This is a genomic window from Uniformispora flossi (genome assembly GCF_049534875.1).
GTDB classification, from domain to species: domain Bacteria; phylum Actinomycetota; class Actinomycetes; order Streptomycetales; family Streptomycetaceae; genus Yinghuangia; species Yinghuangia aomiensis.
The window spans coordinates 339318-362369 of record NZ_JBMULZ010000007.1; the positions used below are offsets into that span (position 1 = coordinate 339318).

Below are 23052 nucleotides of genomic sequence, written 5' to 3' on the forward strand. Positions count from 1 at the left end.
GGGTGTCGGGGCCGGTCGGGGTGCTCACGAAGCGTCCGCCGCGGCGAACGCGACCCGCACGTCCCCGAGCCCGTCGACGCGCGCCTCGAACACATCGCCGGGCACCGCGGCGACCATCGGGCCGAGCGCGCCGGTCAGCACGGTGTCGCCCGCGCGCAGCGGCCGCCCGACCCGGACGAGCGTGTCCGCGAGCCACAGCGCGGCATTGAGCGGATGGCCCAGGCACGCCGCGCCCGCGCCGACGGACACCTGGGCGCCGCGCCGGTCGAGCACCATGCCGGCCAAGCGCAGGTCGACGTCGGCCAACGCCACCGGACGGCTGCCGAGGACGTACATGCCGGACGACGCGTTGTCGGCGACCGTGTCCGCGAGCGTGATGTCCCAGTCCCGGATCCGGCTGCCGGCCACCTCGATCGCGGGCAGGGCGAACGCCGTCGCCCGGATGAGGTCCGCGACGGTGTGCCGTTCGTGCGTCAGGTCCCGGTCGAGCACCAGGGCGACCTCGGTCTCGACGCGGGGCTGCAGGACCGCGCCGACCGGGATCTCGGCACCGTCCGGCACCGCCATGTCCGCGTACAGCATGCCGAAGTCGGGCGTGTCGACGCCGAGTTGCTGCTGCACCGCGCGCGAGGTGAGGCCGATCTTGCGGCCGACCAGCCGCCGTCCTTCGGCGAGGCGGGCGCGGGTCAGGTGCTCCTGGACGGCGTAGGCGTCCTCCGCGGTGGTGACGAGGTCGCGGACGGGGGCACAGGGGACGCCGGTGCGTTCCGCGTCGGCGAGGCGGCGCGCCGCGGCGTCGACACGGTCCGCGGTCCCGTTGTTGGTGGGATCGGTGTCCGCGGTGGGGGTGTCCCCGGTCTCGGTGGCCATCGTTCGGGTCCCTTCGCTGCTCGGGTGCGCCGCGCCTTCGGTGATGTCCGTCAGTACGCGATGCAGATGTTGACGGGCTCGGAGAAGAAGTCGAGCGAGTATTCCCCACCTTCCCGCCCGATGCCGGACGCTTTGACACCGCCGAACGGGGTGCGCAGGTCGCGCAGGTTCCAGGTGTTGACCCACACGATCCCGGCGTCGAGCCGGGGTGCGAAGCGGTGCGCGCGGGCCAGATCCCGGGTCCACACGGTCGCGGCGAGCCCGTAGCGCGAGTCGTTGGCCAGCGCGAGGGCCTCCTCCTCGGTGTCGAACGGGGCGATGTGGCAGACCGGGCCGAAGATCTCCTCCTGGAGCGTCCGCGCGCTGTTCGGCAGCCCGGTCAGCACGGTCGGCTCGACGTGGAAGCCGCCGTCGCGCGCGTCGCCGAACCGCGGCTCCCCACCCCCCGCGACCGCCGTCGCCCCTTCCTCGACGGCCAGCCGGTAGTACGACAGCACCTTGTCGCGATGCAGGGCCGCGGCGCGCTTGCCGAGCTCGTCGACGAATCGGTCGAAGACCGGGCGTTCGACATACACGCGTTCGGTGCACAGGCAGATCTGCCCCGCGTGGGTGAACGCCGAGCGGACAGTGCCGGCGACCGCCTCCTCGAGGTCCGCGTCCGCGAACACCACCGCCGGGTTCTTGCCGCCGAGTTCGAACGACACCGCGGTCACGTGATCGGCGGCATTGCGCATGATCGCGCTGCCGGTCGCCGACTCGCCGGTGAACGCCACCGCATCCACCCCCGGGTGCCGGGTCAGGAACTCGCCGGCCGCGCCCGCGCCGTGGCCGTGCACGAGATTGAACGCGCCCGCGGGCAGCCCGGCGGCGTCGACCACCTCGGCCAGCAGCGTCGCGGTGGACGGCGACTCCTCCGACGGCTTGGCGACCACCGCATTCCCGGCCGCCAGCGCGGGCGCGACCTTCCACGTGAGCAGCAGCAGCGGCAGGTTCCACGGGGAGATGACCGCGACGACGCCCAGCGGCTTGCGCACGGTGTAGTTGAGGGCGTGTCCGGAGCCGCCGCTCCACGCCGGGACGGCGGTGGAGTAGCTGCGCTCCGGTCGCCCGTAGAGCAGATCGGCGTAGGCCCGGAAGTTGCCGATCGCGCGCGGCACGTCGACCGTCTCCGCCAGCTCGCGCGGCCTACCGGTGTCCGCGACTTCCGCGGCGACGAAATCGTCGAACCGGGCCTCGATCCCGTCGGCGATCCGGCGCAACACCGCCGTGCGCTCCGCCGCAGCGGCCGAGCCCCACGGGCCCGCCAGCGCCTGCCGGGCGGCGCGCACGGCCGCGTCCACGACGGCTTCGTCGGCCTCCGGCACGCTGCCACGCACGGCCCCGTCGACCGGGTCCACCAGCGGGAACGTCTGCGACCCGCCGGGCACGAACGCCCCGTCGACGTAGTGCGCGACCTGCCCGGCCCGGATGCCGGATGTGTGTGCCATGCCCGTTCCCCTCGTGGCCCGCCGCGGGTTCGGCGCTGCCACGAGAATGGCGAGTCGGGGGTATGACCGTCTAATGCTCTTTGGCGGCCTGTGTATAACCGTTCCGATATAGCGTGCGGGCCGCCCCAGGCACAGCGGGGAACCCGCTCGCGCCCTCGGCGCCGAGCAAGCCACCGGACGAGGCACGATGTCCGGCATGACCGTGACCTCGCCACCGCCTCCTTCCCGTGCCGACGTGCTCCGGGGACTTGCCTGGAACCGCTCCGCCCCGCACTCCGTGTTCGCCCGCCTGCTCGCGGTCGACCCACTGCCGGGCGACGGCGACTTCCTCTCCAAGGGCGCCTGGGGATTGACGCCGGCTCAGGTCGACGCTGTCGTCGCCTGCCCGAATCCGGCGGTGCGCCGACTGGTCGTCGACAGCGACCACATCGAGGACCCGGCAATCCGGCTGCGCTTCCTCGACGACCCGGACGCGACGATTCGCTTCCGCGCGCTGCGGGAAGCGTCCGGCTGGGTCGATCCCTGGGGTAAGGCCCTCGTCTCCGAGGCGGTGCTGTCCCGCCTCGTGCGGGACCCCGATCCGAGGGTGCGCCGATCATTGCTCCTGCACGGCAACCTTCCCGAAACCGATCTGCTCGCCCTTACTGCCGACGCCGACGACAAGGTCCGCACCGCGGCTGTGGGCGAGCTGCTCCGCCGTCGGCAAGCAGCCGCGAGAGACGACGCGGTCCCGCGGGCACGGATGGACCACGACCCGTTTGACTACGAATACCGCAGCAACTCCCACGCGCGCCTGTCCGACGACCCTGACCTAGCCCCCGAACTCCTTGCCGAACTCGCCGAGTCCGACGACGACAGAATCCGGATCGCCATATCGCTGCGCCCCGAACTCACCGACGCCGAACGGCTCGCGATCCGCGACACCGTGCACCCCTACCGGCATACGATTCCGCGCTGGATACGCGCCGCCTACGGAAGCCCCGACACGCTGCGGCGCATCGCCTCCTCGGCGCACCCGCTTATGCGCCGCAGCGCCGCCACCGCGCCCCGGCTCCCGGCCGATGTCGTGGCGGCCCTTGCCTCGGACGAGGATCTTTTCGTGCGCCTGACCCTCGCCCAGCACTGCGACGATGCCCCGGCCGAACTCGTGCTCGACATGTACGCGAACTGGAACGGAGCCCGCTGGGACGACCTGCGGTTCCGTCCCACCTACCCGTGGCACGACATCGAGCGCCTTGTCTCCCACCCCAGTCGCCGCGTGCGCTGGACCGCGACGATGAGCGATTACCTCACCCCGGACCTGGCCGTCCGGCTGATTGCGGACGAGTACGCAGAGGTCCGCGCGGGCGCCCTGCGCAGCCGCCACCTGCCCGTCGAGGTGCTGATGAAGCTCCTGCCGCAGCATCCGCGGCACGCCGCGGCGAACCCGAACCTCCCCTGGCACGTCATGCACCAGCTCCTCGACGACCTGGGCATCCCCGCGTTCGAGCCGCCCTCTTTCCCTGCCGACGGGTCTCGACTCGGCGATTAATCATAGCTATAAAAAGCATCTTAGCTATGACAAGCGCCGGTCCGGGCGGAGCGTGCCCCGGGTCCGGCGGAACGGAGGTTCGCCGTGACCGACGCATCGCCCATCCTGGACCTGACCGCCGAGGAGGTGCTGACCACCACGCGCACCGTCCGCCGCCGACTCGACCTCGCGCGCCCGGTGCCCCGAGACGTGGTCGAAGAGTGCCTGCGCATCGCGTTCCAGGCGCCGAACGGGTCGAACGTGCAGAGCTACCGCTGGGTCGTCGTCGACGATCCGGCGGTCCGCGCCGGCATGGCCGCGATCTACCGGGCGTCGCTGGCCGACCAGCTCGCCGCGTCGCAGCGGGCCCGGGAGGCCGGCAAGCGGTCCATCTATCCCAGCAGCCCCGCGCAGGACCGCATCTCCCGCTCGGTCACCCACCTCGTCGATCACCTCCACGAGGTCCCGGTCCTGGTGGTCCCGACGTTCACCGGCCGCGTCGAGCGGCGCGCCATGTTCGACCAGGCCAGCGCGTGGGGGTCGGTGCTGCCCGGCGTCTGGAACTTCATGCTCGCGCTGCGCACCCGCGGCCTGGGCAGTGCGTGGACGACGCTGCACCTGCACCGCGAGAAGGAGATGGCCGACCTGCTCGGCATCCCGTACGAGCGCACCAGCCAGGCCGGCCTGTTCCCGGTCGCCTACACCCTCGGCACGGACTTCCGCCCCGGCCCGCGCGCCGACCTGGAGCGCCACGTGCACTGGAACCGCTGGTCCGAGGAGGATCGCCCCGACGCGGTCGCCTTCGGCCACGACAGCTGAGCTGCCTCCCCGTCTCCCGGCCCGACAGGAACCGACCATGGAACGCATCGACTTGATGGACCCGGATGTGTTCGTCTCCGGCGTCCCGCACGACTACTTCACCTGGCTGCGCGCACACGACCCGGTGGCCTGGCACGACGAGAAGGACGGCACCGGCTACTGGCTGATCGCCCGCTTCGACGACGTCGTCGAGGTCAACCGCGACTGGCGCCGCTACTCGAACTGGCTGCGCGCGTCGTCATTGGAAGACCCGGTCAGCGAAGAGGAACTGCGGGTGCGGCGCCTGGTGTTCGTCAACCAGGACCCCAAGCAGCACACCCGCACCCGCAAACTCGTCCGCGGCGCGTTCACGCCCCGCAGGCTCCAGCAGCTCACCGGGCAGATCGAGGCCATCTGTGCCGACCTGGTCGACGACCTGCTCGCGGCGGACGAGGTCGACTTCGTGCACGACATCAGCCGGCACCTGCCGTTCCGCATGGTCGCCCGGATGTTCGGCGTGCCGGAGGCCGACTGGGACATGGTCCTGCCGTGGGTCGAGCAGGTCACCAACAACCAGGAGCCCGCGCACAATCCGGGTCTGTCCTCGCGCTTCGAAGTGCAGCGCAAGGCGCTCGAGTACGGGCACGAACTGATCGCGCGAGCCCGTCGCGACGGAGGCGACGGGATCCTCGCCGAGCTGCTCGACGCCCGGATCGAACGCGAGGACGGCACCTTCGACCAGCTGTCCGACGACGAGATCGCCTCGTTCATCCTCGTCGTGGTCATCGGCGGCGTCGAAACCACCAGCCACACCGTGGCCGAAGCGATCGGCCTCTTTGCCGACCGGCCGGACCTGTACGACCGGCTCACCGCCGCCGGAGAGTGCCCGCCGAGCCTCGTCGAGGAACTCGTGCGCTGGGGAAGCCCCGCCATGAACTTCCGCCGCACCGCCACCGAAGACCACCAACTCGGCGGCCAGGCGATCAAGGCGGGCGACAAGGTCGTCATGTCCTTCTCCTCCGCCAACCGCGACGAACACCACTTCGCCGACCCCCACACCTTCGACCCCTGGCGCACCCCCAACAACCACATCGGCTTCGGCGGCGGGGGCCCGCACTTCTGCGTCGGCGCCCAACTCGCCCGCCTCGACGTCCGCCTCATGCTCGACGAAATCCTCCGCCGGGTGACCCGCTTCGAACGCACCGGCGACCCGCAACGCCTCCGCTCGAATGCCTTCGCGGGCTGGCTCCGCCTCCCGGTGACAGCCACCGGGCGGTGACGGGGGAGCCGTAGGGGGAGCCGCCCGGAAACGCCTGTGCGGCACCACCGGAGACCGATGGTGCCGCACAGGATCGTTCGGGGTCGTTCGGGGCCGTTCGGGATCGTTCCAGGGTCGCGCCGAAGCGCCCCGGTCAGCCCTGCGGTCGGACCGGCACCCGGTCCCACACCCGGAGCACGTTGTTCAGCACGCGCTCGGGGGCCGTGTCCGGGTCGGCGGCCAGGTTGGGGCAGTGCTTGCCGAGTGCGGTGAAGATCGCGTCGAACTCCATGAGCGCGAGGTGGTTTCCGGCGCACAGGTGGGCGCCGAAGCCCAGGGCGAGGTGTTGGTCGGTGCCCGGGCGGCGGACGTCGAAGCGGTCCGCGTCCGGGCCCCACTTGTCGGTGTCGCGGCCCGAGGAGCCGAACATCAGCCAGACCTGGTCGCCCGCCGGGACGGTGACGTCGCCGATCTTCGTGTCGGCGGTGACGCGGCGGCCGAAGCCCTGGATCGGGGCGTCGTAGCGGAGCGTCTCGCCGAAGAGCGCCTCGTACGACGCGTCGCCGTTGCGCACCAGCTTCCACTGCTCGGGGTCGGCGGTCAGGTGGTGCACGGCCGTCGCGATGGAGTGGATGGTGGTGTCCATGCCGGCCGTCAGGTAGGCCGCCATGGTCATCACGCACTCGTGCTCGGCGATCTCGCCGCGGTCGGCGGCCGCGTGGGCGGCGGCGAGCCAGCTGCCCGGGCGGACGTTCTCCCGCGTGGCCACGGTCTGCAGGAACTCGAACATCGCCTGCGCGGCCGGAAGTCCCGCGTACACCCGCGGGTTCGGGGCGCCGAAGGTGTCGAAGACCGACTCGATCTGCTTCATCAGGTCGCCGGGGTCGACGTCCGGCAGGCCCATCAGCTCGAAGATCACGTCCGTGACGTACGGCGCGGCCAGGTCACGCACGGCGTCGAACGACTCGCGCCCGGCGAGCCCGGCGACCAGCGCGTCGGCGCGCGCCCGCAGGTTGTCGCCGAGGTCCTTGATGGCGCGCGGCGCGAGTTCCTTGGACAGGACGCGCTTGAGGCGGGCGTGCTCCAGGCCGTCGGTGGCGAGGACGGAGTTCGCCGTCACCCACTGGTTGCCCTCGGGGTTGAGGTGCAGGCCGTTGACGCTGGAGAACGTGTCGGGGTCGCTCAGCGCGGCCTTGACGGACGCGTACTGCGGCAGCGCCCAGGTCTGCGCGCGTTCGAGGTAGACGACCGGTCCGAGCGCCCGGAGTTCGGCGTACGTCGGATACGGGTCGGCGACCACGGCGTCGTCGAAGAGGTCGACGGGCGTGGATATCGCGGACGAGACGTCAAGGGGAGGCATGGCGGTCGTACTTCCTTTCGGAAAGCCGAATCAAGCGATGGAGGGTGGACGGAAGCACGGAGGATCAGACCCGGGCGGCGGATTCGGCCCGGGCGATGACCCGGTCCATGAGGGCGAGCATCACGTCGCGGGCCGAAGCCCTCTGCCGGGCGTCGAGCATGAGGACGGGGGTCGTGGGGTCGACGAGGTCGAGGGCGTCGCGGATCGCGTCGGGGGTGTACGCCTGTTTCCCGTCGAAGCAGTTCGCGCCGATGACGAACGGCGTGCCGCGCTTCTCGAAGAAGTCCACGGCGGCGAAACTGCGGTCCAGCCGACGCGTGTCGACGAGGACGATCGCCCCGTACGCGCCGCGCAGGAGGTCGTCCCACATGAACCAGAAGCGGTCCTGGCCGGGCGTGCCGAAGAGGTACACGGTGGCGTCCGGCAGGGTGATCCGGCCGAAGTCCATGGCCACGGTGGTGGCCGTCTTGTTCTCGACGCCGTGCAGATCGTCCACGCCGACCCCGGCCGCCGTGAGGCGTTCTTCCGTGCGCAGCGGGCGGATCTCGCTCACGGTGCCCACGTAGGTGGTCTTTCCGACCCCGAAGCCCCCGGCGACCAGGATCTTGATCTGCGGTATGCCGGACGCCGTCGCGGCGTCATAGTTTGCGGGCAAGGCCGTCCCTGACTCGGTGGAGGAGGTGGATGTTGGAGGCGTGGTCCGCGCTCTCCGCGGGCTGGTGCGTGATCAGCCCACGGGCGAGCAGCTCGCCCAGCATGGCGCTGAGCGGCGTGACGAACACGTGCAGCCGGGCCGCGAGTTCGGTGACGATCACGGTCTGCGCCGGGGCCGAATGGCACACCGCGAGGATCGCGCGCCATTCGTCGGGCAGGGTGTTCGTCGCCTCGGCGGGCACGGCGGCGGTCACCAGGGAGTTCATGGTGATGCGCACCGCGTCGGACCGGGCGGAGGACCCGGCCAGGGCGAACGGGCGGGTGCGCCGCGCGGGTATGCCGTCGGTGTGCCGCCCCGTCATGTGGCCGCCGCGTTCGACCGGGGTGCGGTGCCCATGAAGTCGCCGACGGCGCGGGCGACGCGGAGCACTTCGTACATCACGGCGCCCATGTCGGCCTTGGCGCCGGTCACCACGACGATGGTGCTGCCTTCGCCGCAGTTGGTGATGATCATGGTGCGGTCGGCCATCTTGATCACGCTGTGCAGCAGCGGTCCGCCCTGGATGCCGTTCGCGAGGCCGCGGCCCAGGCTGGCGTAGCCGGTGCCGGCGGCGGCCAGGTGCTCGACCGTCTCGCGGTCGAAGCCGAACGAGGACTTGGCCAGGCCGTCGTCGGACAGCAGGACGGCGCCCAGGAGTTCCGGGACGTCCGCAAGGTTCGCGTGCAGCATCCGGTAGATCTGCTCGTCGAACGGATTGCTGGAGTAGGAGTTGTCGCTGAACATGCGTTTTCCGTTCCCTATCGCGGCGCCGGGGTGTCCTCGGCGCTGTCTGCGTTGTCGATCCGGTCGGGCTGCTCGGCCTGGTCGAAAGCAGCCTGGAGGCCGCGGTACATGTCGCGAGCCGCCTCGGGCGAGTCGGCGGCGAAGGCGGCCTGCTCCACCTCGCCGGTTTCGTCGCGCAGTTGCGCGGCCAGGTGGGTGCCACGTGCCCGCCGGGGGAGCGGGGCGAGACCGGTGTCCTCGGCCGGACGGTACGTCGCGGCCTCGGCCACCGGGGTGGTGGGGCGCTGCTCCGGGACGGCCGCGTGCCGGGGGCCGGCAGGGGCGGCGGGAGCGGCGGCGGGGTGCGGAACGTCGGCGGCCGGGGACGGGGCCGCCGCGGGGGGTGCGGCGTGCGCGGCGCGGGGGACCAGCGGCCGCACCGGGAGACCGTTCTGCGTCTCCGGCCGGTCGTGCTGCACCGCGGCGGGTACCTGCGGTGCCGCCGGCTCGTCGCCCGCGTGGGCGAGCAGCGAGCGCGGGATGAGCACGATCGCCGCGGTGCCGCCGTACACCGAGCGGCGCAGAGTGACTTCGAGACCGATCTGGGCGGCCAGGCGGCCGACCACGAACAGGCCGAGCTGGGCGGCGTTGTCCGCCATCTCGGCGTAGAGCGGGACCTTGGCGAGACGCGCGTTCAGCGCTTCGTACTGGGCGGGGGTGAGGCCCATGCCGCGGTCTTCGATCTCGACGGTGAGGCCGTGCACGGCGTGCTGCGCGCGTACCACGACCTTGAAGTCCGGCGGCGAGTAGCGCGCGCCGTTCTCGATCAGTTCGGCGAGCACGTGGGTGAGCTGGCTCGCCACCGACGGGATGACGCGCGCGTCGGCGAGGAAGTGCTTGTCGACGCGTTCGTGGCCGGCCGCTTCGCCGGCCGCGTCCATCAGGAGGTTCGCGATGTGCGCGGGCTCCTCGTGCGGGCTGCTGATCGCGCCGCCGGACAGTACCTGAAGGTTCTCGATCTGGCGGCGCAGCCGGACGGTCTGGTGGTCCAGGCCGTAGAGTTTGCCGATCAGTTCGGGGTCCCGGTCGTGCTCGCGCATGAGCACTTCGAGCTGGTGCAGCTGGACGCCGATCAGTACGACCGCGCGGCCGGTGACGCCCTCGGCGAACCGCTCGAAGCCCTGGCGCTCGCGGTACACCAGTTCGGCGCCGTCGGACGCCTGCCGGGCCAAGGTGGCCACCGCGTCGCCGATCTGGCCGATCTCGTCCTTGGCGTGCGTGGGCTCCGGGAGGACCGAGGTGTCGACCTCCTCGCCGCGCTGGAGCGCGGTGACGATGCCGGGCAGCTGGTGCTCCGCCAGATCGAGGGCGTGCTTGCGGAGGGTGTTGGTGCGCCGCAGGACGGTGCGGATGGTGAGCAGGACCAGCAGCACGATGAACAGCACCGCGGCGGCGCTGGCGCCGGCCAGCCACCATGCGCCGTGGCGCAGGTCGGCGGCCTTGCCGAAGGAGTTGTTCAGCAGGCCTTGGACACGGGTGACGTTCAGCCCGGTGCTCGGGCCGCGCAGCTGGTCGCGGGCGGTCTGCCACTGGTCGATCTCGTTCGGCAGGACGACCCCGCCGTTCGGGGCCGCCTTGTGCCGGGAGATGACGAGGTCTTCGATGCGGGTCTGGGTGGCCCACGCCGGCGAGGACACCAGCGCGTCGTAGATCGCCTTGTCCTTGGCGGGCAGGTACGGCGCGACCCAGGTGCCGTAGACGAACCGCTGCACACCCGCGCTGCGGGCGAACTCGGAGTACTGGGCCTCGGTGAGGATGCGGTTCGGGCCGGACAGCGCGATCAGCGCGTCCTCGCGCGACAGCGCCTCGGTGGCGTGCATCAGACCGACCAACTGGCGGGTCTCGTAGGTGAGGTGCCCGTCGTCCATGTTGGACATTTCCTGGTACAGCCGGATCGTCTGGTCGATCGCGACGGTGTAGAAGTCCAGGACCTTCTGCGGGTCGCCGGTGCGGCTGTCGGCCAGACGGCGCTGCTCCTGGAGGCCGACCAGCTTGTCCTTGACCATCACGATGTAGTCGTAGACGTACCGGTCGGACTCCGGGAGTTCCGGGCCGGACAGGCGCTGGAAGTCCGCCTCGGCCTTGTCCGTCGCGGCGCGCTGCTTCTCCAGGTCCTGCTGCGCCACCGGGCTGCCGCCGAGGCGGGCCGCGGTGAGCCGGCGTTCCGCCTGCATCTGGTCGAGCAGCATGTAACTCGGCAGACCGGCCTTGTTTCCCGTGACCGAGTCGTCCCGAATCCTGTCTGCTTGATCGAGCAACCGCATGGCCGTGATCGCCACCTGGGTGCCCAGCGCGGCCGTGACCACGAGCGCGACCAGGACCAGCAGGGTGCGGATCCGCACCGCGCGCGGCGCCTCGGACTTGCGGGTTGCGTGGGCAGCCTCGGCCTGTTCACCGGATTTTTGGGGACGAAATTTCATAGGCCCTCGTCTGAGCTCGGATGGGCGTGCCAAAGACCCTCGCCGCATGGCGGCAAGCGCCCGCACCGCGTTCCGGCCGACGTCCGCACTTCACGCGCTTGGCCCTCCCGTTGCTGCGGCGCGTGGATCGGTGAACTCTACTGCGCCGGCAACGGGAGTTGCCAATGGTGAACAAGTGACAAGCGGGGCAGAAGATGAACTCCCGGGCTTATAGCCCTGGTCAGACAGCGATCACATCCTCGACCAATACCGACCGAATCCGCTCACGGACTATCCGGCAAGCGCGGCCGTCAAGTCCGATTCGCGTGTGTAGACCGCGGCGGCGCGCGACTTGTGGTCGAATACCATGCCCTGGCGCTCCGTCCGGTCGTAGGACGGCCAACCGGGGTCGCCGTCCCGGATGAACGCGACCCACGCGGCGTGCGCGGTGTCCGCGAGGTGCTGCGGCGGGTTCGGTCCGGCGCTCGCCGCGACGTTGTCGCTCTCCAGGCAGTCCCACGTGAACGGCAGCTCGATGCAGTGGCCGGCGATGCCGTCGTCCGGGTTCGTGAAGCGGAAGTCGTACGCGAACGTGCCGGCTTCCCGGTTCTTGTCCCGCGCCGCGAGGGTGCGCACCACGCAGAACCGGAACGTGTAGTCCGTCATGATCCGGCCGAGCAGCAGCCGCGGCTTGCCCGGTGTCACGGCGCCGTACGCCTTGCCGCGCGCCCCGGTCAGCCCGGACATGCGCAGGGCAAGGCCGCGCGGCAGCCAGTCGAGCGCCGCCGGCAGCATCGTCGACACCATCTCGAACTCGCCCGCGGTCGAGCCGACGATCAGCGGCTTGTCGGCGCCGACCCCCTTGTCCAGGGCCTGTTCCATCCCGTACGGCACCAGGTCGCCGTCGACGAACGGCGCCCAGGCGGAGAGTTCGGCGTCGCCCGTCAGGCTCTTGACCATCCGCGGGCCCATTTCCTCGTCGGTCATCTTCTTCTGCGCGGTGAAGACGGCCTCCTCGTCGAGCGCCGCGAACGCCTCGCGGGTCGGCGCGACCCCGACGCGCTCGGCGAATCGGGCGGCGCGCTCGGCAGCCGCCTCGCGGCTCGAACCGAACGCCCCGGGCGACTCGGCGATCACCGCCCGGAACAGGTGCTGCGCCGACGGCATGCCCAGCAGCGTCAGCACCGCGCTGCCGCCCGCGCTCTGGCCGCCGATCGTCACCCGGCCGGGGTCGCCGCCGAACGCCGCGATGCTCTCCTGCACCCACTCCAAGGCCATCACCCAGTCCCGCACGCCGCGGTTGTCCGGCGCGCCCTCCAGGCACGCGAACCCGTCGAAGCCGAGGCGGTAGGACACCGACACGACCACGACGCCGTCGCGCGGGAAGGCCCCGCCGTCGTACCAGCACGACGACGGCGAGCCGCTCATGAAGCCGCCGCCGTGGATCCAGGCGAACACCGGCAGCTTCGCCTCGGGGTCGTTCGGCTTCGGGGTGAACACGTTGACCAGCAGCGTGTCGTCGCCCGGGAACGACGGCTCCGGAATCAGCGTCACGCCGGTCATGTACATCCGCTGCGGCGTGGCACCGTAGCGGGACGCGTCCCGCACCCCGTCCCACGGCGCGCGCTTGACCGGCGCGGCGTAGCGCAGGTCGCCGACCGGCGGCTCGGCGTAGGGGATGCCCAAGTACGCGGCGCTGGTCTCGGTGAGCATGACCCCGCGGACCGCGCCGGCCGGGGTTTCGACGACCGGCGCCTCGCCCAGCGGTTCCGAGGGCTGGGCGTCCGGGCTGTGCGCAATGGCGGCCATGGCGGTCCTTTCGAACGGCACCGGATCCGGGTGCCTCGGTCTGCGGCGTCGGGCGAGCGCAGGCGAGAATACCGAGTGATCGGTAGGTTTTGGTATGGGTGGGCGCACGGCGTCTTCGCGCCGCATTCCGCACTCCCGCGTCGCTCCCCGAAATGGAGCAACCCCCCCCGCGGAGCTCGACAGGCGGGTGGGCGAATTGTCTGATTTACTCCGGTTCATTCCTCCGTTTCTGTGGAGGCCGGGTCGAGGAGTGGCTGTGGATTACCCCCTGCTCAATGCGTTCTGGACCATGATGATCTTCTTCCTCTGGATCATGTGGTTCTTCCTGCTGTTCAAGATCCTCACGGACGTGTTCCGCAGCGACGACCTCGGCGGCTGGGGCAAAGCCGGATGGACGGTGCTGGTCATCCTGCTGCCGTTCCTGGGTGTGCTGGTCTACGTCATCGCCCGCGGCCGCGGCATGCACGAGCGCGACGCCGCCTACGCACAGCGGGCCGACGACGCGATGAAGGACTACATCCGCGACGCGGCGGGCAGCGACAACCGCCAGACCGTCACCTGGTCGGCCGACGAACTCTCCAAGCTCGCCGACCTCCGCGCGAACGGCACCCTCAGTGAAGAGGAATTCCAGCAGGCGAAGACCAAGCTGCTCGCCTGATCCGGGGGCCGTTCCGGCGAACCGGGGGTTCACCCCCTCAGCATGTCCGGGAGATCCGCCACGGAGTCGATGACGTGGTCGGGTCTCCCGGATGCGTTCCGGTGCGTCTCCGGCAGGTACTTGCCGGTGCGCACCAGGACACCGGTGAGGCCCACCGCCTGCGCGGCGAGCACATCGGTCTCGATGTCGTCGCCCACCATCACCGCCTCCGCGGGCTGTACCCCGACCGCGTCCAGCGCCGCCGCGAAGAACTCCGGCGCGGGCTTGCCCACCACCTCGGCCCGCACCCCCGACGCCGCCTCCAGCCCGGGCAGGAACGCGCCGACGTCGAGCTGCAGGCCCTCACTGGTCCGCCAGTAGAGGCCCCGCTGCATCGCGACCAGCCGCGCGCCGCCGCGCAGCCAGCCGAAGATCCGGTCCAGCATGGCGTAGTCGAACACCGGGCCCGCGCCGCCGAGCACAACCACCTCGGGGTCGTCGTCCACCAGCGTGACACCGTCCAGGTCCTCCCGGACGTCGCCTTCGCTGACCAGCACGCACCGCGCGCCGGGATACGTGTCGCGCAGGTAGCGGGCGGTGGCGGTGGGCGCGGTGAGGATCTCGTCCGGAGCGACCTCGAAGCCCGCGGCGCGGAGCCGCTCGGCGATCTCGGCGCGGGTGCCGACGGTGGTGTTGGTGACCAGGCGCAGCGCGAACCCGGCCGCGCGCACGCGTTCCAGCGCTTCGGGCGCGCCGGGCACGGGGTGCCAGGAGACCGTCAGGACTCCGTCGATGTCGAAGAGGACCGCGCGGAGGGAGGGCATGGGAGCGACGGTACGGGGCCGGGACGGCGCAACGGCGGGGACGCGCGGGAGCCGTGCTCCGGGAGCGGCGGCAGCCCCCGGGGAGCCGACTCCCCGGGGGCTGCCGCCCTCCCTCCGAACCGCGTGCGGTCAGCTGTGCGCCGCCGCCACCAAGTCGGGGATAAGTTTGGCCGCGTCGGGCGTGCCGAGGCCGGTGACCGGGTCCCAGCCGGTCGTCGCCGGGTAGCCGGGGACGGCCGGGTCGGCGGTGTTGTTGCCCGTGGTGACGTCGTGGAAGTCCGCCGCGTACTTCGCCGGGTCGGCGGCGAGCTTGTACAGCGCCGGGTTGATCGGGCCGAGACCGCCGCCGTTGAGCTGCGCGGCCACGGCGACCAGGCCGGCCCACTCCGGGCAGGCGAGCGAGGTGCCGCCGATGTCGTACCAGCCGGTACTGCACGGCGCGGTGCCGCACATGAGGCCGCTCTGCCCGTCCGGCGGCAGCGACAGGTACACCAGCGCACCCGTCCCGGCACTGGCCTGGAGGCCGATGTCCGGAACGCCGCGCCGCGCGCCGATCGGGGTGCTGCCGGCGGGCAGGCCCGCCTGGTAGTCGGGCCGGTCGAACCACTGGCTGAAGCCGCCGCCGGAGAACGTCCAGCCGACCTCGGCCCGACCGGGGTTCGCCTTGCAGACGGCGGGCGCGTCGGTGCTGTCCACCACGCGGTCGGCGGTGGCATTCGGGTCGGTGCACAGGTACGTGCCGCCGACGCCCGTCACCAGCGGGTCGGACGCCGGCCACCCCACGGACGGGTCCGGCAGCGTCGTGCCGCCCTTCTTCACCGGGGTCTTCTTGCTCCCCGAACTGCCGTCGTCACCCGAAGAGGCGAGCACGGTGACACCGTTCTGTGCGGCCGACTCGAAAGCCTTCCGCAGCGACTTCACCGAATTCGCGCTCCCGAACGCGCCCTCGGCGGTGCCGAACGACTGCGAGATCACCGTGGCGAGGTGATTGTCCACGACGTACTGCTCGGCCGCCATCATCTGCGGCAGCCCCTGCACGCCGAGCGTCTCCGCGGTGGGCGTGGCGACCAGCAGGATGTTCGCGGCGGGTGCCATCGCGTGTGCCATCTCGACGTCGAGGGCGACTTCGAGCGCCCACGCGCTCTTGTCCTCCTGCTTCGTGCCCTTGCTGTTCGGCGGCGGCGCCTTCGTCGCGGGCGAGCCCTGCAGGTGCAGCTCGCCGAAGGTGGGCATGCCCGGCTGACACGCCACGCCTTCCTCGCCGCACATCGGCTGCAGCCCGAAGGCCTGGTCGAAGATGTGCAGGTCGTGCGCCATCGTGTCACTGCCGTACGAATCGATCACGGCGATCGTCTGACCGCGGCCGTCATAGCCGCTGTCGTACAGCGGATCGACGTGGTACGCCGCCCGGATCGCCTGCGGACCGAAACACCGCCGCCCGGCCGCCGCGCACTGCGCCTGCGTGGGCGGGGTATCCCCGGCCGACACCTGCGCGTACTCGGCAACCGCCGGACGCACCACGGGAAACGCGGCAGCACCCGCACCACCGACCGGAGCGAACACGGCACCGGACGCCGCCAGCGCGAGACTTCCCGCACTCGCCACCAGCCATCGGCGCACAGTGAGAGCCATCGACAGTCCTCCCGAACACGTAGGGGACTTACGCGGATCACGAACGGCGGCGAGTGTATTGACGCGCGTATAACGACCTCAACGCACCTGACGAAATCCTGACCGAACCATGAGCGGGGCGGGATCCACGGCGCGTCGCCCTCTGTGCCGCACCGCCCGACCGGCCGGACTCCGGCCTGCGCGACCCAAACGGTCTGTCGTGACGGGGGTCCGCTCAGCCGAGTTGCTCGGCCAAGCCGACGACGATGTTCTCCGGGCCGCGGATGTGGCAGAGGCGGTAGACGTTCTCGTACTGGACGATCTCGCCGACGAGTTCGGCTCCGTCGGCCTGGAGGCGGGTGACCACGTCGTCGATGTCGTCGACGGCGAACATCACGCGGCGGATGCCGAGGGTGTTGGCGGGGGCGTTGTGGGGCTCGGGGGTGATGGCCTTCGGGCGGTGGAACTTCGCCAGTTCGATGCGCCCGGGGGCATCCGGGATGCGCAGCATGGCGACGTCCTGCCGGACGTCCTCGACACCGATCACCCGCTCGGCACCCTGCCAGTCGAGCGGGCCCCTGCCTTCCAGTTCCATCCCGATTCCGACGAAGAACGCGATGACAGCGTCCATGTCGTCGACCACGATGAGCACGTTGTCCATCCGCTGAATCGCCATACCGGTCCTCCCTCGTGCGGCACGGCCACGGTAGCCGGTCGGGGTGACCGCGTGCCGGCGGCGTACCGGGACCAAGGGGTGAAGTCATGGCACAGCAGCAGCGAGCCGACCACGTGGATGTGCTCGTCGTGGGGGCCGGATTCGCGGGGATGTACCAATTGCGGAAGGCGCGTGAACTGGGGCTGCGGGTACGGGTGGTCGAGCGGGGGGACGGCGTCGGGGGGACCTGGTACTGGAACCGGTATCCGGGCGCGCGGTGCGACGCGCCCAGTCTCTTCTACTCGGTGTCGTATCGGCCGGACCTGGATCAGGAGTGGCACTGGTCGGAGCGGTTCGCCGGGCAGGCGGAGATCCTGGCGTACATGCGGGAGGTGGCGCGGCGGGAGGAGATGGCGAGCGACATCTCGTTCGGGACAAGTGTCGTCGGGGCCGAGTGGAGCCCCGAGAACGGGACTTGGACGGTGACCACCGATGCCGGCGAGCGGATTGCCGCCCGGTATGTGGTTCTCGCGACCGGATGTCTGAGCCAGTCGCGGGTGCCCGGGATACCCGGTCTCGAACGCTTCCGCGGCCAGTGGTTCCACACCGGGCGCTGGCCGCACGAGCCCGTGGAACTGGCCGGGCGGCGGGTTGCCGTGGTCGGGACGGGGTCGACCGGGGCGCAGGTCATACCGGCCGTGGCCGAGGTGGCCGCGCAGGTCACGGTGTTCCAGCGGACACCCAAGTTCGTGCTTCCGGCGCGGAATCGGCCGATGAGCGAGGCCGATGCCCGGCCGGTCAAGGACGCGTATCCGGCGCTCCGGGCCGCGGCGCGGCAGCGGGACTACGGGATGCCGACCGTGCCGATCGAGCACCGGTTGGCCGAGATGCCGCCCGTCGAGCGCGAGGCGCTGATGGAGCGGATGTACGAGGACGGCGCCTTGGCGTCGTTCGTGTACTCGTATGCCGACCATCTCGGACTCAAGAACCAGGCCGTCAACGACCTGGTCGCCGACTTCGTGCGGCGGAAGATCCGCGAAGTGGTGCGCGACCCGGGCACGGCCGAGGCGCTGACTCCGTACGGCTACCCCATCGGCATCAACCGGATCATCCTCAGCACCGGCTATTACGAGAGTTTCAACCGGGACAACGTCGTCCTGCACGACGCCCGGACCGATCCGATCGCGGAGCTGACCGAGACCGGGCTGCGGACCGCCGGCGACGCCGAGTACTCCTTCGACGATCTGATCTTCGCCACCGGATACGACGGCATCACCGGGAGTTTCACCGCGATCGACGTCCGCGACGGATCCGGCGGGACGCTGAAGGAGGCCTGGGCGGAAGGGCCGCGCGCCTACCTCGGGCTGCAAGTCGCGGGATTCCCCAACCTGTTCACGATCACCGGTCCGGGCAGCCCGTCGGTGCTCGCCAACGTCATCACGACGATCGAGCAGCACGTGGAGTTCGTGACGGACCTGATCGCACACGCGCACGAGCACGGGGCCGAGGTCGTCGAGGCGGATGCGGCAGCGGAAGAGAAATGGATGGAACACGTCGCGGACGTCGCACAGAACACCCTCTTCCGGCACGCCGCCAAAGCCAACTCCTGGTACGCGGGCGCGAATGTGCCGGGGAAACGCGTCGTCTTCATGCCGTACGCCGGGGGCGTCGGCACCTTCGACGCGATCCTGACCGAGGTGGCCGCCGACGGATACCGGGGATTCCGCCTGTCGGGCGGCGACGGAGGGCGCTCGGCGTCCTAGAGTCGACGCCATGCCGTCCCCGCACCCCGATCCCACGGCCCGCGACATCGCCGCCGCCTACGGTCTCGAACCCCTGCCCGCCGAAGGCGGGCTGTTCCGCCGGATGTGGGCCGGTCCGGCGGATCGGACCGGCCGTCCGGCGGGCAGCGCGATTCTGGTGCTGCTGACCGCCGAGGAGGACGGCTTCTCGGCGATGCACCGGCTGCCCGTCGACGAGGTCTGGCACTTCTACCGAGGTGATCCGGTCGAACTCCTGCTGCTCGCGCCGGACGGCACCGGCCGGATCGAGACGCTCGGCGGCTCCGACCGCCACCCGGTCGTGCAGACCGTCGTCCCGGCCGGGACGTGGATGGGCGCGCGCCCGGCCGCCGCGGGCGCCTGGTCGTTGTGCGGCACCACGATGGCACCCGGCTTCGTCAACGCCGATTACGAGGGCGGCGAGGCCGAAGAACTTGCCGCCCGATACCCGGAGTTCGCCGCCACCATCCGCGCGCTCTGCCGTGCGGGCGCGCCGACGGCCATGCCGGACACCGCGCCCGACACCCGCAAGACGCAGCCGATGGCCGTACCGGATCCCCGGCTGCCCTCTCTCGCCGGCACCGTCGCCCTCGTGACCGGTTCCTCCGGCGGGATCGGCGCGGGCGTCGCGGCCGCGTTCGCCCGGGCGGGTGCGGCCGTGGTCGTGCACGGCCATCGCGACGAGCAGGCCGCCGAGGCGACCGCGCGGCGCATCCGCGACGCGGGCGGCGAGGCGCTCGTCGTCATCGGCGACCTGACCCACGAGCCCACGTGCGTACGGCTGATCGACGAGGCGGCGGCGTGGCGCGGCCGACTCGACGCGGTGGTCAACAGCGCCGGAATCCAGCCCGTCCAGCCGCTGGACGGGATGACGACCGCGGACTGGGACGCCGTCCTGCGCGCCAACGCCACCGCCGCGTTCACCTGCACGCAAGCCGCCGCCCGGGTCATGGCGGCCCAGGACGCCGGCGGGAGCATCACCCACATCGCCTCGATCGAGGGCTCCCACCCCGCCGCCGGACATGCGCACTACAGCTCGGCGAAAGCCGCCCTGATCATGTTCGCCCGCGCCGCGGCCTTGGAGTACGGGCGGCGCGGCATCCGCGTCAACACCGTCTCACCCGGGCTCGTCGACCGTCCCGGCCTCGCCGAGCAGTGGCCCGAGGGCGTCGGCCGCTGGCTCCGCGCCGCCCCGTCGGGACGCCTGGGTACGCCGGAAGACATCGGCGCCGCCTGCGTGTTCCTCGCCTCTGCGGGCGCCTCGTGGCTGACCGGGCACGACTTGGTGGTGGACGGGGGAGTGGGCGCACACCCGACGTGGTGACGCCGGGCCGCTACCCGAACTCGGCCGCGCATTCCCGGCGGAGCGCGTCTTCGGCGGTCTCCCCGTCGTCGGCCTTCGCGGCCCTGGCGGTCTCGTAGACGTCCAGGGTGATGCGGCCGTACGCGGTGTCGGCCCACCCATCGCCCATCATCTGCCGGTAGCGCGCCTCGGCTTGCTCGTGCCTCGTCCCGGTTTCGAACGTGCGTGCACGCAGCATCTCCAGCCCGTCCGCGACCGCGTCGATGCAGCGCAAGACCTGCGTGCCCGCCGACGCGCCCGACGACGCCCGCGGTGCACCGTCCCCCTGAGTGCAGCCCTTGACCCCGACGAACGCCACCGCTGAGACCACCGCACCGATGACGACCACCACACGCGCTCTTCCCGTCGGGACAGCGTCGTGCCTCGCGCCAACGCGAAGTTGCCTACAAGACCGAACCGTTGCCGAACGGTTGTGGTCGCCGCGCCTGCCGTGCCCCCAAGCGCCTACGGGGCCGGGTCCGCCGCCCCGCACGCGAGTCGATCCAGCCGCCAGCCCGGCGCGGAGATCGTGACCACCGCGCGCGGCGACGGGACCGACGTCGCCCCGGGGGACTCCTTGCTGCGCGGGGTCGCCCCGGTGACCGTGCAGACCATCTGCTCGACGGCCGGTTTGGTCGGCTGGGGGACGGCCGTCGGGATGTCGATGCGGATCACCCCGCTGTCCGATGTCACGCGCGCCGCGACCAAGCCGGCGGGAACCGCCGTCACCAAGCCCTTCTGCCGGTCCTCCGGCATCAGCCCCGCCAGCAGCAGGTTCAGGGCCTGCTGCGGACCGCCGTCGCCGGGCGCCGTCCGCGGGACCGGGACAAGACGCCGCTCGCCGATCAGGTAGATCGTGGTGCTTTCCGGCTGCCCCGACGCCGCCGGCGCCAGGATGCCGGTGCCGGGGACGCCCGCGTCCACCGGGCCCGTCGTCGGAAGACCGCAGCCGAAGGTGCAGAGGAGGGCCGCCGCGACGGGGACCACCCATCGGCCGAGGGCGCTCATGCCGGGTCCCGCGGGGCTTCGTGCGGGTGCTGCGGCTGCCGCGGGTGCTGCGGGAGTTCGACGGTGAACTCGGCGCCGCCGTCCGGCCGGTTCGCGGCGTGGATGCGGCCGCCGTGCAGCAGGACGTTCTCCCGGGTGATCGCCATGCCGAGGCCGCTGCCTTCCGAACGGGTGCGCGCGGCGTCGGCCTTGTAGAAGCGTTCGAACACCCGGTCGAGGCGGTCGGCGGCGATGCCGGGACCGCGGTCGTGGACGCGGAGCACGACCCAGGCGCCGTCGGCGCGGCGCTCGGCGTCCACCCGGATGCCGACCGGGGGCGCGCCGTGCCGCAGGGCGTTCTGGACGAGGTTGGCGAGCACCACGTCGAGCCGTCGCGGATCGGCCTCGAGGCGGATGCCGGGCGGGACTTCGAGCCCGACCGTGTCCTGCCAGCCGCGGGTGGCCAGGCATCTGCGGACGGCTTCCGCCATATCGAACTCGTCCAGGTGCAGGGCCGCGGCGCCGGCGTCGAAGCGGGAGATCTCCATCAGGTCGTCCACCAACCGGGTGAGCTTGCCGGTCTCCCCAGAGATGAGGCGCAGCGCGGCCGCGGTGTCCTCGTCCACGTTTCCTGCCGCGGCGTCCTCGTCGAGGAGGTCGGTGACGGCGGCCATGGCGGCGAGCGGGGTGCGGAGTTCGTGGGAGACGTCGGCGGCGAACCCGCGGGCTCGTGCTTCCATCGTCCGGAGCTGGGTCACGTTCTGCTCCAATGCGGCCGCACTGTGGTTGAAGTCCCTTGCCAGGTCCGCGAGTTCGCTGGAGCCTTGGACCTTGAGCCGGGTGTCGAGATGGCCCCGCGCCAGGCGCCGCGTCGCGTGCTGGATCGCCCGGACCGGACGCAGCACGCCCCCGGCCGCGAGAAAGGCCGGGATCAGCGCGAACAGCACGGCCGGGATGGCACCGGCGCGGGCGGCCTTGACCAGCGCGGCCTCGTCCTGCGCCTCGGCACGCATCGGGGCCAGCAAGTACACCTGGACGCCGGACGGCGAAGGATTCTCCGGCGTTGCGAACGTGATCGGGACACCGACCCCCAGCCAGACCTCCCCCTTGTGGGAGAACCGCTGGAACACGGTCGCCGTCCGATTGTCGACGGAGGCGCGCAGGGAAGCCGGGATGTCGATGTCGTCCATCCGCAGCCCGCTCTCGCCCCGGAGGTCGCGGTACACGACGATGACGATCGAGCCGCCGGTGCGGCCCTGTTTGTCGATGCTGTGGGCGGTGGCGTCCAGTGCGGCCTGGTCCGGTGGGAACGGGATCGACGGCGCGGTGGTGTTGACCAGCGTGCGCAGATCGCCGACGATGCGGTCCTGGCTGCGCTGGAGCAGCCCGGCGCGGGCCTCGCGGTAGGTCAAGGCCGCGGTGACCAGCGACGCGAAGGCGGCGACGAGGACGAACGCGACGACGAGGCGGAGGCGCAGCCCGCCGAGGCGGAGGAGGCGTCTGGCGCCGGGGTTCTTCCGTGCGCCGCTCACAGGGGGCCGAACCGGTAGCCGAAGCCGCGCACGGTCTGGATGTACCGCGCCGACCGGGCCTGCTCCTCGATCTTCAACCGCAGCCGTTTGACGCACGCATCGACCAGCCGTCCGTCACCCAGGTACGGATGCCCCCACACGGTCTCCAGCAGCTGCCCTCGGGTGAACACGCGCCCGGGCGCCGAGGACAGTTCGAGCAGCAGCCGCAGTTCGGACGGGGCGAGGGCGATCGGCCGCCCGTCCCGTGTCACGGTGAGCGCGGCCCGGTCGAGGACGAGGTCACCGTGGACTTCGAGGTGCGCGCCGGCCCCGGCGGAGCGCCGTAGGACCGCCTGGATCCGCGCGGCCAGCACGCGGACCTGGGCGGGTTTGACGACGTAGTCGTCGGCACCGGCCTCCAGGCCGAGGACGATGTCGGCGTCGTGGTCGCGCGCGGTGAGCATGATGATCGGCAGCGTCCGGGCGGCGCGTATGCGGCGGCACACCTCGAAGCCGTCGATGCCGGGCAGCATGAGGTCCAGCACCACCAGGTCCGGGGGGAACGCGTCCACCCGGGCCAGGCCGTCCTCGCCGCACGGCGCGACGTCCACCTGGTACCCCTGCCGGCGCAGGCCGAGGGCCAGTCCCTCGGCCACGGCGGGGTCGTCTTCGATCAGCAGCACACGGACCATCGGATCAGTATCGGTCAGGTCGAAGGCGCAAAATCGGGCAAATT

The 23052-nt window shown here is 71.5% G+C and carries 21 protein-coding genes and 1 pseudogene; 7 read left to right on the forward strand and 15 right to left on the reverse strand.

The window, feature by feature from the left end:
• Window positions 1–24: 24 nt before the first annotated feature.
• Both ACPA54_RS18720 and ACPA54_RS18725 read right to left on the reverse strand, forming a co-directional pair.
• Complete coding sequence (locus ACPA54_RS18720) at window positions 25–870, reverse strand: 2-keto-4-pentenoate hydratase (RefSeq protein WP_423531201.1); 846 nt, start codon at window positions 868–870, stop codon at window positions 25–27.
• 50 nt (window positions 871–920) lie between these two features.
• Complete coding sequence (locus ACPA54_RS18725; protein ID WP_423531203.1) at window positions 921–2357, reverse strand: aldehyde dehydrogenase family protein; 1437 nt, start codon at window positions 2355–2357, stop codon at window positions 921–923.
• Window positions 2358–2553: 196 nt separating this feature from the next.
• Here ACPA54_RS18725 and ACPA54_RS18730 point away from each other — a divergent pair, with 196 nt between their 5' ends.
• The 3 genes from ACPA54_RS18730 to ACPA54_RS18740 all read left to right on the forward strand — a co-directional run bounded on the left by ACPA54_RS18730 (window position 2554) and on the right by ACPA54_RS18740 (window position 5944).
• Window positions 2554–3888 carry a periplasmic substrate-binding domain-containing protein gene (locus tag ACPA54_RS18730; protein ID WP_423531205.1) on the forward strand — a complete coding sequence of 445 codons (1335 nt, stop codon included), beginning with the start codon at window positions 2554–2556 and terminating at the stop codon, window positions 3886–3888.
• Window positions 3889–3972: 84 nt separating this feature from the next.
• Window positions 3973–4686 (forward strand): nitroreductase family protein, encoded by a 714-nt coding sequence (locus tag ACPA54_RS18735; RefSeq protein WP_423531207.1) that lies wholly within the window; start codon window positions 3973–3975, stop codon window positions 4684–4686.
• 37 nt (window positions 4687–4723) lie between these two features.
• Entirely contained in the window at window positions 4724–5944 is a 1221-nt protein-coding gene (locus tag ACPA54_RS18740; RefSeq protein ID WP_423531209.1) for a cytochrome P450, read from the forward strand.
• A gap of 133 nt (window positions 5945–6077) precedes the next feature.
• Here the strand turns inward: ACPA54_RS18740 and ACPA54_RS18745 are convergent, their stop codons facing one another.
• The 6 genes from ACPA54_RS18745 to ACPA54_RS18770 all read right to left on the reverse strand — a co-directional run bounded on the left by ACPA54_RS18745 (window position 6078) and on the right by ACPA54_RS18770 (window position 12968).
• Window positions 6078–7283, reverse strand: a complete 1206-nt coding sequence (locus ACPA54_RS18745; protein ID WP_423531211.1) for a cytochrome P450 — start codon at window positions 7281–7283, stop codon at window positions 6078–6080.
• Between the two features lie 64 nt (window positions 7284–7347).
• Window positions 7348–7938 (reverse strand): GTP-binding protein, encoded by a 591-nt coding sequence (locus ACPA54_RS18750; RefSeq protein ID WP_423531213.1) that lies wholly within the window; start codon window positions 7936–7938, stop codon window positions 7348–7350.
• On the reverse strand, window positions 7922–8299 hold the full coding sequence (locus ACPA54_RS18755) for a DUF742 domain-containing protein (protein ID WP_423531215.1): 378 nt from the start codon (window positions 8297–8299) through the stop codon (window positions 7922–7924). Before ACPA54_RS18755 ends, ACPA54_RS18750 begins: the two co-directional genes overlap by 17 nt.
• Window positions 8296–8721, reverse strand: a complete 426-nt coding sequence (locus tag ACPA54_RS18760; protein ID WP_345677787.1) for a roadblock/LC7 domain-containing protein — start codon at window positions 8719–8721, stop codon at window positions 8296–8298. The genes ACPA54_RS18755 and ACPA54_RS18760 overlap by 4 nt, the downstream gene beginning before the upstream one ends.
• Window positions 8722–8735: 14 nt before the next feature.
• Complete coding sequence (locus ACPA54_RS18765) at window positions 8736–11180, reverse strand: sensor histidine kinase (protein ID WP_423531217.1); 2445 nt, start codon at window positions 11178–11180, stop codon at window positions 8736–8738.
• Window positions 11181–11450: 270 nt separating this feature from the next.
• Complete coding sequence (locus tag ACPA54_RS18770; protein WP_423531219.1) at window positions 11451–12968, reverse strand: carboxylesterase/lipase family protein; 1518 nt, start codon at window positions 12966–12968, stop codon at window positions 11451–11453.
• Between the two features lie 289 nt (window positions 12969–13257).
• Between ACPA54_RS18770 and ACPA54_RS18775 the strand changes: the two genes are divergently transcribed.
• On the forward strand, window positions 13258–13626 hold the full coding sequence (locus ACPA54_RS18775) for an SHOCT domain-containing protein (protein WP_423531302.1): 369 nt from the start codon (window positions 13258–13260) through the stop codon (window positions 13624–13626).
• A 29-nt stretch (window positions 13627–13655) separates the two neighbouring features.
• Here ACPA54_RS18775 and ACPA54_RS18780 read toward each other — a convergent pair whose 3' ends face one another.
• The 3 genes from ACPA54_RS18780 to ACPA54_RS18790 all read right to left on the reverse strand — a co-directional run bounded on the left by ACPA54_RS18780 (window position 13656) and on the right by ACPA54_RS18790 (window position 16716).
• The gene (locus tag ACPA54_RS18780; RefSeq protein WP_423531221.1) at window positions 13656–14429 is read right to left on the reverse strand and encodes a TIGR01458 family HAD-type hydrolase; all 774 of its coding nucleotides are present in this window, start codon (window positions 14427–14429) and stop codon (window positions 13656–13658) included.
• Between the two features lie 129 nt (window positions 14430–14558).
• Window positions 14559–16061 carry a S53 family peptidase gene (locus ACPA54_RS18785; protein WP_423531222.1) on the reverse strand — a complete coding sequence of 501 codons (1503 nt, stop codon included), beginning with the start codon at window positions 16059–16061 and terminating at the stop codon, window positions 14559–14561.
• 214 nt (window positions 16062–16275) lie between these two features.
• Window positions 16276–16716, reverse strand: coding sequence for a VOC family protein (locus tag ACPA54_RS18790; protein ID WP_423531224.1), 441 nt, complete (start codon window positions 16714–16716; stop codon window positions 16276–16278).
• 86 nt (window positions 16717–16802) lie between these two features.
• Between ACPA54_RS18790 and ACPA54_RS18795 the strand changes: the two genes are divergently transcribed.
• The 3 genes and pseudogenes from ACPA54_RS18795 (at window position 16803) to ACPA54_RS18805 (ending at window position 19800) form a co-directional block, all read left to right on the forward strand.
• The gene (locus tag ACPA54_RS18795) at window positions 16803–18458 is read left to right on the forward strand and encodes a flavin-containing monooxygenase (protein WP_423531226.1); all 1656 of its coding nucleotides are present in this window, start codon (window positions 16803–16805) and stop codon (window positions 18456–18458) included.
• A 10-nt stretch (window positions 18459–18468) separates the two neighbouring features.
• A pseudogene (locus tag ACPA54_RS18800) lies at window positions 18469–18960 on the forward strand (cupin domain-containing protein); the annotation flags it as partial.
• 57 nt (window positions 18961–19017) lie between these two features.
• Window positions 19018–19800 (forward strand): SDR family NAD(P)-dependent oxidoreductase, encoded by a 783-nt coding sequence (locus tag ACPA54_RS18805; protein ID WP_423531304.1) that lies wholly within the window; start codon window positions 19018–19020, stop codon window positions 19798–19800.
• Between the two features lie 10 nt (window positions 19801–19810).
• Here the strand turns inward: ACPA54_RS18805 and ACPA54_RS18810 are convergent, their stop codons facing one another.
• From ACPA54_RS18810 to ACPA54_RS18825, 4 genes are all read right to left on the reverse strand, one after another.
• Window positions 19811–20170, reverse strand: a complete 360-nt coding sequence (locus ACPA54_RS18810; protein WP_423531228.1) for a hypothetical protein — start codon at window positions 20168–20170, stop codon at window positions 19811–19813.
• A 113-nt stretch (window positions 20171–20283) separates the two neighbouring features.
• Entirely contained in the window at window positions 20284–20826 is a 543-nt protein-coding gene (locus ACPA54_RS18815; RefSeq protein ID WP_423531230.1) for a GerMN domain-containing protein, read from the reverse strand.
• On the reverse strand, window positions 20823–22337 hold the full coding sequence (locus tag ACPA54_RS18820) for a sensor histidine kinase (RefSeq protein ID WP_423531231.1): 1515 nt from the start codon (window positions 22335–22337) through the stop codon (window positions 20823–20825). The genes ACPA54_RS18815 and ACPA54_RS18820 overlap by 4 nt, the downstream gene beginning before the upstream one ends.
• Window positions 22334–23008, reverse strand: coding sequence for a response regulator (locus ACPA54_RS18825; protein ID WP_345677779.1), 675 nt, complete (start codon window positions 23006–23008; stop codon window positions 22334–22336). Before ACPA54_RS18825 ends, ACPA54_RS18820 begins: the two co-directional genes overlap by 4 nt.
• Window positions 23009–23052: the final 44 nt, after the last annotated feature.